The organism is Streptomyces tricolor, assembly GCF_002155905.1.
In the GTDB taxonomy this organism is placed as follows: domain Bacteria; phylum Actinomycetota; class Actinomycetes; order Streptomycetales; family Streptomycetaceae; genus Streptomyces; species Streptomyces tricolor.
Map to the genome: position 1 here is coordinate 37,055 of NZ_MUMF01000108.1, position 7,387 is coordinate 44,441.

The following is a 7,387-nucleotide window of genomic DNA, read 5'->3' on the forward strand; positions in this document are numbered from 1 at the left end:
TTTAAGTTGTCCCCACTTGGTCGTCATCAACAAACAACTTCCCGACAACTCCCTGTAGATGGAGCAGGGTTGTAGCGTTTGGTCGTGACCCAGGAGAACGTGGCCGTGAACGGCAGCAGCAGGCGCACCTCCCAGCAGATCGCCGACACCCTGCGCGAACGCATCCGGACCGGCGTCCTCCGCGTCGGTGAGCGGCTGCCCACCCAGGCCGAGCTGGCCGAGGAGTTCGGCGTGGAACGCGGCGCCGTACGCCAGGCCCTGCGGGCGCTCCAGGAGGACGGGCTGCTCAGCAACGTCAGCAAGGGCAGCCCGCCCCGGGTCGCCGAGCCGGCCCCCGCGCGCGAGGAGCCGCAGCCCACCATGGTGGCCCTCGCCCCCCGGCTGACCGAGGCGTTCTCCGTGCCGCACGTGCGCATCGACGCCGTCTGCCTGACCGCGCAGAGCCTGATCCCCGCCCTCGGCGAGCCGCTGCGCCTGATCCACGACGGCCGGCTGCGGCCCGAGCGGATCGACGTGCGGATCCTGCTCCCGTCCCGGGACATCAACCTCGCCTTCCCGGTCCCGGTCGACTCCGGCAGCGCCGACGACGCCGTCCACCAGCGCTGGCTGGCGATGCGCAACGCCCAGGGGCAGGTGCTCCAGTACAACCTCCAGGCCCTGCGCGGCACCCACGACATCGACGTGCACGTCACCTTCCGGGCGCTGCCGTTCACCCCTCCGGCCAAGCTGTATCTGCTCAACGGCGCGGAGGCGCTGTACGCGTACTACATGGTCACGCGCCGCGCGGAGCCCACCGAGAGCGGAACGCTGGAGATGTACGACACCCTCGGCTCCGAATCCCTGCTCTTCTCCTTCGAGAAGCGGGCCGGGCAGCGGGACGCGGCGTTCGTGGAGCAGTCGCAGATGTGGTTCGACGCCCTCTGGGAAACCATCACGACGGACCTGACACTCTCCTAGTGACTTCTGATGCGACTTCTGATGCGCCTTCTGTTGCGAGTGAGAACGAGAAGCTTCGGGAACTGATCACCTCGGCCCGGGTCGTGCTGTGGGACTTCGACGGGCCGATCTGCCGGCTCTTCGCCCGGCACCGCGCCGAGCGGGTGGCCGCCGACCTGGTGGACTGGCTGGAGCGGCAGGGCCTGCGCGGGCTGCTCACCGAGACCGAGCGGGAGACGCTGGACCCGCAGGTCGTCCTGCGTGCCGTGGGCCGCCGGCGGCCCGGCAGCGACCTCGTCGCCGGCCTGGAGGAACGGCTCACCCAGGAGGAGCTGCGGGCCGCCGCCTCCGCGCTGCCCACCGCCTGGGCCGACCCGCTGATCCGCACCTGGACGGCCGTCGGCGCGAGGCTGGCCGTCACCACCAACAACTCGCCCCGCGCCGCCCGCACCTACCTCGAATCCCGGGACCTCACCGACTGCTTCGCCCCTCACCTGTACGGCCGTACCGAGCACCTGCACCACCTCAAGCCGCACCCGCACTGCCTCCACCGCGCCCTGAACGCGATGGGTGCCGCCCCCGCCGCCGCCCTGATGATCGGCGACTCCCTCGCGGACCTGACGGCCGCCCGCGAGGCCGGGGTGCCGTTCCTGGGGTACGCCCGCACCGAGAACAAGGAGAAACGCCTGCGCACGGCGGGCGCCGGACACGTCGTACGGTCGCTGGAGCCGCTGTTGCGGCTGCTCCGGAGGGGACGTCCGGTCGGCTAGCATTCGGCTCGTCCGGGCCACCGCTCGGGCACATGCGCGGCAACGAGCCGGTCCTCGGGCGCCCGCCGGGCACAGACGAGTGGCGGACCACCCGCGCGGCTGCTCGACTGGCCTTCCGACCCTTCCTTTTCGCGCGATCGACCCCGGAGCGGCCAGTGGGCGCACCGCCTGTTCCCCCTGCCGCCCGGACGGACGCCGTCCTCCGGGAGTTCGTGGCCCGCGCCGTCGCGACGGGCCGGGCGAGCGGCCACCGTGCCGCCGCCGCCGGCTACCACCACCGCAACCACGTCGTGCCGCTGACCGAACCGCTGGCCGGGCTGCTCGGCCGGGCGCCGGGCACCCGGGTGCTCGTGCGGGTGCCGCGCCCGGACGCGGTGCCGGTGGTGATCCGCACCTGGCCGAGCGAGCCGGAGATCCTGCGGGCCGTGCGCAGGGTGCTGCCGCGGGTGCCGGAGTGCCTGGCCGCGGGGCCCGGCTTCGCCGTCCACAGCTTTGTGGACGGCGAGGTGCTGGCCGACGTCTGCGGCCCCGGCAAACCCGTCGAGGGGCCGCTGCTCGCCGACCTGGCGGAGCTGCTCGCCGCGATCGTCCAGGTCCGCGGCGGCGCCCTGCCGCCCCTGCCCGCCCACTGGCCCCGCAACCACACCGACTCCCAGGGCTTCCTGCGCACCCTGGTCCACCTCGCCGACCAGCAGATCCGGAGCCCCAACCGGCACCGGTACGGCGGCCTGTTCACGGCGCTCGGCGTGCCCGAGGACGCCCTGACCCGGTTCGCCGACCGGGTCCCGGCCATGACCCGGCGGCCGTACGGCCTGCTCCACGGCGACCTGCACCGCGGCAACCTGGTCCGGCCGGCCGCCGGTGCCGCGCCGCTGCACTGCGTGGACTGGGAACTGGCCGGGTACGGCGACCCGTTGCACGACCTCGCCGTCCACCTGGTGCGGATGCGCTACCCCGAGCACCAGCGGCGCGAGGTCGTCGACGCCTGGGCCGAGGCCGTCCACCGGGTACGGCCCGCCGCCACCGCGGGCCTGTCCCGGGACCTGCGGCACTACCTCGCCTTCGAGCACGCCCAGTCCCTCTACGCCGACGTGATCCGGGCGGCGCGCTCGCTGGAGGAGTCCTTCGCCCCGGAGCGCCTGGCGGCGGCGACGGCGAGCGTCCGCGCCGCCCTGCGCGCCGCCGCCGGGCCGCTGCGGCTCGGCCGGGTGCCGGAGACCGGCGAGATCGAGCGGATCCTCTTCCGGCGCGGTGCGTCCGGCAGGCCGGGACGGCGGCTCATCGGCTGGACCCCGGACCGGCGCGTCGCCGAGCACCCCGACTTCCCGCGCTCCGCGGTCGCCGACGCGCTGCTCCTGGAGGGCGCCGCCCCGGCCGGCCGGGTGTTCAAGGGGGCCGCGCACGTCAACACGGTGCTCCGGGTGCCCGGGACGCCGTTCCCGGTCGTCGTCCGCCGCGAGGCGACCGTGGTGCTGCGGCGCGAGACCGGCTTCCTCAGCGAGCACGCCGTCCTGCGGGCGATCGAGCGGTCGGGGGTGCCGGTGGCTGCTCCCCGGGTGCTGGCGCTGGGGGAGAGCCACGCGAGCGATCCGCGCCTGCGCTACCGCGGGGACCGCTTCGCCGTCCACACCTACGAGGGCGCCGCCGACCTCGGCAGCCGCCCCGAGCACCCGGTCCACGGGCTCCGCCCGCACGAGGCCGACTGCCTGGTCGACCAGCTGGCCGCGCTGACCCTGGTCGACCACGCCCCGCTGGACCCGCTCGGCGGACCGCCCCGCTTCTACGACTGGCTCAGCGACCAGCTCGTGGCCCTGGTCGCCGGCCTGCCCCGGCAGTCCCAGCAGCTGGCCCGCCTCCTCGGCCTGCCCGACGCGCCCCGGCTGCGCGAGATCCTCGCCCGGCACCGGGTCACGCACCGCGCCCCCGCCCTGCTGCACGGCGACCTCAACCCCTGGAACCTGGTGCGCCGCGCCGACGGCCCGCCGCTCACCCTGATCGACTGGGAGATGGCGCTGATCGGCGACCCGCTGTACGACCTGGTCCGGCACATGCACCTCACCCCGACCCGCCCGGAGATCCGGGACCGCATGTTCCGCCGCTGGGAGTCCCGGCTGGCCCCGCGTTTCACCCGGGGCTGGCAGCAGGACTGGCGGGTCTACCGCTGGACCGAGATCGTCCGCTCCGCCTACGTCGACCTCGACCGCCTGGTCACCGGGGCCGCCCTGGACGCGCCCAACGTGCGGCGCGCGGTGGAGTCGTACGCCATGACGCTGGCCGCGGCGACCGCCTCGCTGGGCCTGTCGTCCCGGCGGCACGGGGGCCCGCACCCGGCCTGGCCGCCCGTGCCGGGCGGGGCTGCGTAGGCTCGCCCCATGGGTGAGATGGGCCTGCGCGAGCGCAAGAAGCAGCGGATGTACCAGGACGTGTCGGACATCGCCGTACGGCTGTTCCTGGAGCGGGGCTTCGACGCGGTGTCCGTGGCGGAGGTCGCCGCCGCGGCCGGGATCTCCAAGCCGACCCTCTTCCGGTACTTCCCGGCCAAGGAGGACCTGGTCCTGCACCGGATCGCGGACCACGAGACGGAGGCCGCGCGCGTGGTCGCGGGGGAGGCCGACCCGGTGGACGCGCTGCGCCGGAACTTCCTGGCCGGCCTGGACCGGCGCGACCCGGTCACCGGCCTGAACGACCACCCCCAGGTGCTCGCCTTCCACCGGCTGCTCTACGGCACCCCGGCCCTGGCGGCGCGGGCGTACGCCCATGTGGAGCGGTCGGAGACGGCGCTCGCCGAGGCGCTCGGGGGCGGGCTGGACGCGCGGCTGGCGGCCGGGCAGATCATCGCCGTCCAGCGGATCCTCGCCGAGGAGAACTGGCGGCGGATCGCGGCCGGGGAGCCGGTCGAGCAGGTGGCGCCGGACGCCGTACGGGCGGCCGAGCGGGCGTTCCGGCGGCTGGCGGAGGGGCTGCCGGAGCTGAGGAGCCGGGGAGCCGGGGCCCGGCAGTGAGACTCGGTTAAAAATGTAACTCGGTAACGTTCTGGCGGTACGCTGGCGTCATGACGTCACTCGAACCCGCCCTCACGGACACCCTGCACACCGAGCGCGCCTACCACGACACCTGCCGTACGGCTCTCGCCGCGATGGTCGAGGGCGCCGCCGAACAGGTCGTCACCGGCGAGGACGTCTCCGCCTCCGGAGCCGACGCCGAGGTCCTCGGCTACCGGCTGCGCAGCCAGGCCAAGGCCATGCGCGAACTCCCGCCCGGCCCGCTGTTCTTCGGCCGCCTCGACTTCGCCGACGACGCCCCCGGGCACGGCGGGCAGAGCTACCACGTCGGCCGGGTCCGGATCACCGAGGACCCGGCCGCCCCGCCGCTCGTGGTCGACTGGCGGGCCCCCGTCTCCCGCGCCTTCTACCAGGCGAGCGCCCGCGACCCGCAGGGCGTCGCCGTCCGGCGCCGGTTCGGCTGGGCCCCCGGCAGCCGGGGCGACTCCGCCGACCTCACCGGCCTGGAGGACGAGCACCTGGCCCGGGGCGAGTCCCGGACCAGCGACATCGTGGCCCGCGAGATCGAACGGCCGCGGGTCGGGCCCATGCGGGACATCGTCGCCACCATCCAGCCCGAGCAGGACGACCTCGTCCGCGCCGCCCTCACCGACTCGGTGTGCGTGCAGGGCGCCCCCGGCACCGGCAAGACCGCCGTCGGCCTGCACCGCGCCGCCTACCTGCTCTACACCCACCCCAAGCGGCTCCAGCGCGCGGGCCTGCTGATCCTCGGCCCCAACCGCACCTTCCTCCGGTACATCGCCGAGGTGCTGCCCTCCCTCGGCGAGACCGCCCGTCGCGGAGCGACCGACGGGGGCTATCGCCAGTCCACCCTGCTGGACGAGATCGCCCGCCACCCGGTGACCGGGACCGATCCGGTGCCGGCCGCGACGGTCAAGCACGACCCGCGCATGGCCGAGGTGCTGCGCCGGGCGCTGTACGCGCGCGTGAGCACCGACGGCGTGACCGACCTCGCCGTCCCCGACGGGTCGTACCGCTGGCGGGTGTCCGCCGCCGAACTCGCCGACCTCGTCGCGGAGGTGCGCGCCGAGGAACCGCCGTACGCCGTGGGGCGGGAACGGGTGCGCACCCGGGTGGTACGGCGCCTGCGCGACCAGGCCGAACGGCGCTCCGGGGTGCTGCCCGCCTCCTGGGTGCGCCGCATCGAGCGCTGCCGGCCGCTGACCGAGCAGCTCGACGCGGTGTGGCCGAAGGTCCGCCCCGAGGAGATCCTCGCCCAACTCCTCACCGACGCCGGGGCGTTGGCCCGGGCCGCCGACGGCCTGCTGGACCCCGGCGAGCAGGCGGCGCTGCTGTGGACCCGCCCGCCGCGCTCGTTCAAGTCGGCCCGCTGGTCGGCCGCCGACCTGGTCCTGCTGGACGAACTCGCCGGACTGATCGAACACCCCGAGGGCTACGGCCACCTCGTCGTGGACGAGGCGCAGGACCTCTCCCCGATGGAGTGCCGGGCCATCGCCCGCCGGGCCGCGTTCGGCTCGCTCACCGTCCTCGGCGACCTCGCCCAGGGCACCACCCCGTGGGCCGCCCGCGACTGGTCCGTACAGCTGCGCCACCTCGGCCGGCCGGACGCGGCCGTGGTGCCGCTGACCACCGGGTTCCGGGTGCCGGCGGCCGTCCTGGAGCTGGCCAACCGGCTGCTCGCCCGCCTCGACGTCGCCGTACCCGCCGCCACCTCCCTGCGCACCGACGGCGAGCTGACCCTGCGGCCCACCGACGACCTGCTCGGCACCACCGTGACCGCCGTCCGCGAGGCCCTCGCCCGGGAGGGGTCGGTCGGGGTGGTCACGGCCGACAGGGACACCGACCGGGTACGGGCGGCGCTCACCGGGGCGGGCCTCGACCCGGCCGCCCCCGACGCGCTCGGCGCCCGGCTGACCGTCGTCCCCGCGAGCGTGGTCAAGGGCCTGGAGTACGACCACGTCATCGCCGTCGAACCGGCCGCGGTGGCCGAGGCGGAACCGCGCGGAGCCCACCGCCTGTACGTGGTCCTGACCCGCGCGGTCTCCCGCCTGGACGTCGTCCACCAGCGTCCGCTGCCCTTCTAGCCGCCCTTTCGCCGGCCGGCGCCGATGGACGATCCTGGCGTGATGCTGCTCTTCCTCGACGTCGACGGCCCCCTCATCCCGTTCGGGGCGGCGGACCGCGCCTACCCGGTGTACGACGGTCCGCCGGTCCCGGCCGGCCACCCGCTGCTGCCCCGGGTCGACCCCGCGCTGGGCCCCCGGCTGACCGCGCTGGGCTGCGAGCTGGTGTGGGCCACGACGTGGACGGACGACGCCAACGACTGCCTCGCCCCGTGGCTGGGCCTGCCGCCGCTGCCGGTGGTGCGGTGGCCGGACGAGGACGAGCCGCCGGGCCCGCCGCACTGGAAGACCCGGCCGCTGGTCGCCTGGGCGGCGGGCCGGCCCTTCGTCTGGCTGGACGACGAGATCACCGAGGCCGACCGCGCCTGGACCGCCGCCCACCACCCGGCCCCGGCGCTCCTGCACCGCATCGACCACCGGTACGGCCTGACGGACGCCGACTTCGCGGTGGTGGAGGAGTGGCTGGGGACGGCGTGGAGCGCCCCGTAAGGGGCGCGGGGAACTGCGCGAGCAACCCCCCCACGCACCCGCACCC

6 protein-coding genes are annotated in these 7,387 nt (G+C 75.2%); all 6 read left to right on the forward strand.

The annotated features are described in order from the left end of the window. Positions 1-78 precede the first annotated feature (78 nt). The 6 genes from CCN44_RS09345 (at position 79) to CCN44_RS09370 (ending at position 7,341) form a co-directional block, all read left to right on the forward strand. Complete coding sequence (locus CCN44_RS09345; protein ID WP_189397114.1) at positions 79-957, forward strand: FadR/GntR family transcriptional regulator; 879 nt, start codon at positions 79-81, stop codon at positions 955-957. Then, positions 957-1,706: an HAD family hydrolase gene (locus CCN44_RS09350; protein WP_223283836.1), complete on the forward strand. Its 750-nt coding sequence runs from the start codon at positions 957-959 to the stop codon at positions 1,704-1,706. Before CCN44_RS09345 ends, CCN44_RS09350 begins: the two co-directional genes overlap by 1 nt. A gap of 155 nt (positions 1,707-1,861) precedes the next feature. Further along, positions 1,862-4,069 carry an aminoglycoside phosphotransferase family protein gene (locus CCN44_RS09355; protein WP_237481381.1) on the forward strand — a complete coding sequence of 736 codons (2,208 nt, stop codon included), beginning with the start codon at positions 1,862-1,864 and terminating at the stop codon, positions 4,067-4,069. Between the two features lie 9 nt (positions 4,070-4,078). Beyond that, positions 4,079-4,708, forward strand: a complete 630-nt coding sequence (locus CCN44_RS09360; protein ID WP_059251298.1) for a TetR family transcriptional regulator — start codon at positions 4,079-4,081, stop codon at positions 4,706-4,708. A gap of 50 nt (positions 4,709-4,758) precedes the next feature. Then, positions 4,759-6,813 carry a HelD family protein gene (locus CCN44_RS09365; protein ID WP_086697337.1) on the forward strand — a complete coding sequence of 685 codons (2,055 nt, stop codon included), beginning with the start codon at positions 4,759-4,761 and terminating at the stop codon, positions 6,811-6,813. Positions 6,814-6,855: 42 nt separating this feature from the next. After that, positions 6,856-7,341: an HAD domain-containing protein gene (locus CCN44_RS09370; protein WP_059251302.1), complete on the forward strand. Its 486-nt coding sequence runs from the start codon at positions 6,856-6,858 to the stop codon at positions 7,339-7,341. Positions 7,342-7,387: the final 46 nt, after the last annotated feature.